3 protein-coding genes are annotated in these 2,690 nt (G+C 69.4%); 2 read left to right on the top strand and 1 reads right to left on the bottom strand.

What is annotated here, in order from left to right; genetic code table 11:
• The first annotated feature begins 73 nt into the window (after positions 1-73).
• Together HR086_RS46130 and HR086_RS46125 are read left to right on the top strand one after the other, a co-directional pair.
• Positions 74-511, top strand: coding sequence for a DUF2383 domain-containing protein (locus HR086_RS46130; protein WP_174468834.1), 438 nt, complete (start codon positions 74-76; stop codon positions 509-511).
• Between the two features lie 274 nt (positions 512-785).
• Positions 786-1,586 (top strand): hypothetical protein, encoded by an 801-nt coding sequence (locus tag HR086_RS46125; protein WP_141646269.1) that lies wholly within the window; start codon positions 786-788, stop codon positions 1,584-1,586.
• Positions 1,587-1,595: 9 nt separating this feature from the next.
• Here the strand turns inward: HR086_RS46125 and HR086_RS46120 are convergent.
• Positions 1,596-2,690, bottom strand: a 1,095-nt coding sequence (locus HR086_RS46120; protein WP_174468833.1) for a hypothetical protein, incomplete at its 5' end; no start/stop codon positions are given.

Genomic DNA, 2,690 nt, shown 5'->3' with positions numbered 1-2,690 from the left:
CCCTTGTTGCGAGCGGGCGGGCACGTCGCACCTTCTTGCTCAGCAACCCGTTCACCACTTCCAGGAGGCCTTCATGGCGCACACCGACAAGGATGTCGACACGCTCAATTCCTTCCTCCGGGGCGAGATTTCAGCGGTGGAGACCTACCGGCAGGCGATGGGGCACATCGACGATGACGTACGGCGTCGCACGCTGGAGGAGTGTCGACAGGACCACGAGCACCGCGTGGAGACGCTGCGCTCGCGCATCCTGCAGCTCGACGGCAAACCGGCGGAGGGCTCCGGCATCTGGGGCGCCTTCGCGAAGGTGGTCCAGGGCGGAGCGGACGTCCTGGGTGAGAACGCCGCCATCTCCGCGCTGGAGGAAGGCGAGGACCATGGCCTGCGCGACTACGAGCGCGACGCGGACAAGGTCCACGGCGACCTGCGGCGCTTCGTGCGCATGGAGCTGCTGCCCGCGCAGAAGAGTACGCACAAGAAGCTCAGTCACCTGAAGCACACCCTCCACTGATGACGTGACGGGTGGGAAACCCCAGGCCCGGGCCCCGCGACTCGTTCGCGGACCCGGGCCGTTTCCGTTGGGACTCTCAACTTCCAGGAATGCGCGCGGTGCCTTGAATGGCCGGGCGTCGACCTCGTCACAACCGGCGCGGGTTTCTTCTGAGGGAGTAGATCGCCAGGGTGGGGCTGGACGTCGAGGGTTTCACGCCGAGCGGATGGGGCCTGGAGGTTGGGGTTGTGGCGTGCGATAAACGGGGGTCCGCCGACGAGGCTGGAGGAGATGCATGTGGCTGGACGACAGCTCTTCGGAACGCGACGAGGTCTCCGGTGAAGCGCGGCGCGGAGACGAGCGGACCGTGGAGCCCGAGCCAAGGGAAGCGGAGCGCGAGAAGATGCCCCTGGCCCCCGTGGCGTTGAAGGAGAGCAGCCATGCGGGAGCGCTGAGCGCGACCTGTGAGGCGCTGTTCCGCTCCACCGAGGCGGCCCTGCCCTGGGCGTGGAAGCTGCTCCAACTGGCCAAGGGCCCTGGCGCCTTGTCGTCCGAGGCGCGCGGCGCGGCGCTGGAGTTCCTGGACCGCATTCCGCCGCACGTGCGCCGGGGCGTGAGCGAGCTGCTCGCCTTCAGCAACCTGTGGCAGGCGGTCTGCACCCGGTTGGGGCGCCCGGTGGCGCGCTCCACGGAGGAGCTGCTGCGAGAGCTGAACGAGGACCTGCAGCTGCTTCTGCGCGGCGCGCAGGCCCGGCTGGGGACGACGGCCGCGCTGGAGCAGGGCCTGCTGTTGCACCTGGGGCGCCTGCGCGAGTCGCGGGGCATGGAGCCTTCAGCCGCGCTGGAGCTGCGCGCCGCGCTGGACGCCTTCACCCACTCGGTGACGCAGGTGATGGCCGCGGCGAGCGCGTACCGCCGCGCGTGGGAGGCCGCGCAGGCGGAGCTGTCCGAGTCCGCGGAGTGGCTGGGCGCGGGAGACCCCGGCTTCTGCGCGTGGCTGGCCGAGCACCTCTCCGCGTCCGTGCCCGCCTGGCGCGAGGCGCATGCGTCCAGTCGACTCCTCCAGGAACTGGGCGCGCTGTCCGGTCCTCCGTAGGCGGGCTGCTCAGGCCTCCACGAGGATGCGGTGCCGGTACAGCTCCAGCAGGATGTCCTCGGACAGGTCCGCCTGCTTGTGCTCGCGCAGGTGGTGTCGCACGGCCTCCACCGGCTGCCGGCCGGTGAACTCCACGAGCAACCCGTAGGCTTCTCCAGGGAGGGCAATCGCGTCGAAGTCGCTGTATGCGCCCAGTGCCACGCTGCCGTCGGGCAGCCACTGCACGGTGGCGTCCGGGTTGAAGCGGAGGGTGCGCGGCAGCTGGGGTGAGACGGAGGTCGCGAACAGCTTCTCCACGGCCTTCAGCTCGATGACGCCGTCCAGGCCCAGCAGCTTGTCGAGTCCTTCCGCCGTCAGCCCACGCACCAGTTGGTAGCAGGCGCGGAAGTACTCCACCTCGCGGCCCGCGTGCTCCTTCCACAGCTCCGCGTAGACGCGCGTGGGGGGCGGCGCGTCGTCCAGGTCCTCCACGCCGAGCGGGACGCTGTTCAGCTCGGGGCGGTCCTTGCCGGAGAGGATGTAGTCCGGCAGCAGCTGGAGCGCCGTCCAGCGCGACAGTTGAATCTCCGTCAGCGTCAGGTACGTCTTGAGGGACATCCAGAACTTGCGGCCGTCGGCGCCCGAGACGTACTTGCAGAAGAAGGTGGAGCAGACGGCCTCGCGGTACGGCCAGATGGTGCAGCCTCCGCTCTGCTCGCCGTAGTAGGGGCAGCGAAGCGACGCGGCCCGGCCGAAGAACTGGTGCCCGTTCTTGTAGAGGAAGTTGAACTTCGCCGGGGGCTTCACCCACTGCGGCGTCACGCCGATGCGGCCCGCGATGCGCGCCTCCATGCGACCGCGTCCCTCGGCCAGCTCCGGGCGCTCATCCGACAGCAGGGCGCCGACGAGGTAGTTGGGCAGGCGGGGGAAGTAGGTGCAGCACTTGGTGTCGGGACGGAAGAAGCGGCTGACTCCGTCCACGGACTCCACGGCGCCCTCCGCGTTGTCCTTGCACATGGCGCATTTGGAGCACGTGGCCTTGGTTTCCTCGGGGACGTCCTGCCGGAAGAAGCCCGGGAGGAGGTCGCGGTAGAGCTCGGGGAGACTGTCGAGGAGGCGGGTCAT

This window comes from Myxococcus sp. CA039A (assembly GCF_013336645.1).
Lineage (GTDB): Bacteria > Myxococcota > Myxococcia > Myxococcales > Myxococcaceae > Myxococcus > Myxococcus llanfairpwllgwyngyllgogerychwyrndrobwllllantysiliogogogochensis.
Note: the sequence above shows the minus strand (reverse complement) of the source record. Positions and strands in the feature narration are given on the sequence as shown.